General features: G+C 61.8%; 1 pseudogene. It reads right to left on the bottom strand.

Going from position 1 to position 1,068, the window contains the following annotated elements:
- Nucleotides 1-1,003: pseudogene (locus XM53_RS22260) on the bottom strand (IS3 family transposase); the annotation flags it as partial.
- Nucleotides 1,004-1,068 lie beyond the last annotated feature (65 nt).

The following is a 1,068-nucleotide window of genomic DNA, read 5'->3' as shown; positions in this document are numbered from 1 at the left end:
GCCTCCCTGAGTGAATAGAATACCTCGGCGTTCAGCAGCTCGTCGCGGAACCGGGCATTGAAGCTCTCGCAGTAGCCGTTCTCCCACGGCGATCCCGGTTCGATGAAGGCGGTCTTGGCACCGACGGCTCCGATCCAGGCGCGCACCTTCTTGGCGATGAATTCCGCGCCATTGTCGGACCTTATGAACTCGGGCGGGCCCCGCAGGATGAACAGGTCTGTCAGGGCGTCGACCACGTCGGTCGAATTGAGCTTGCGGTCGACACGGATCACCAGCGCCTCCTTTGTGAACTCGTCTATGATGTTGAGCATGCGGAAGATCCGCCCGTTATGCGTCCGGTCCTGGACAAAGTCATAGGACCAGACGTGGTTCGGGCGCTCCGGCCGGAGCCGGACACACGATCCGTCGTTCAACCAGAGCCTGCCCTTCTTTGCCTGTTTCTGCGGGACCTTCAGCCCTTCTCGCCGCAATATCCGCTCAACCCGCTTGTGGTTCACATGCCAGCCGGCGTTGTTCAGCAATCCGGTGATCATCCGATAGCCGTAACGCCCGTGGGCGCGCGTCAGCTCGATGATGTCCTCCGTCAGCCGTTCCTCCTCCGGGGCGCCGCATGGAACCTTGCGTTGTGTCGACCGGTGCTGCCCGAGTGTGCGGCAGGCGCGGCGCTCGGACACGCCGAGCGTCTGCCGCACACTGTCGATGCACTTGCGACGGCGCGAAGGGCTCAGAAGTTTCCCCGTGCAGCCTCCGTCAGGATCATCTTGTCCAGCGTCAGATCCGAGACCGCGCGCCGCAACCGCTGATTCTCCGTCTCAAGCTCCTTGAGCCGCTTGAGTTGGTCCCGGTTCATGCCACCATACTGCTTGCGCCAGCGGTAATACGTCGGCTCCGTCACGCCGATCTGGCGCACCGCATCCGCAATCGCCATTCCTTGCCCTTGCAACACTTCGATCTGCCGAAGCTTCAGCACGATCTCTTCGGGTTTGTCTCGCTTTCCTGCCATCTCTGGTCCTCCTGAACGGGATCATCCTATCCCAGTTGGTGGACCACTTCAGTGGGGGCACTCCA

Source organism: Roseovarius atlanticus (assembly GCF_001441615.1).
Classification (GTDB): domain Bacteria; phylum Pseudomonadota; class Alphaproteobacteria; order Rhodobacterales; family Rhodobacteraceae; genus Roseovarius; species Roseovarius atlanticus.
Note: the sequence above shows the minus strand (reverse complement) of the source record. Positions and strands in the feature narration are given on the sequence as shown.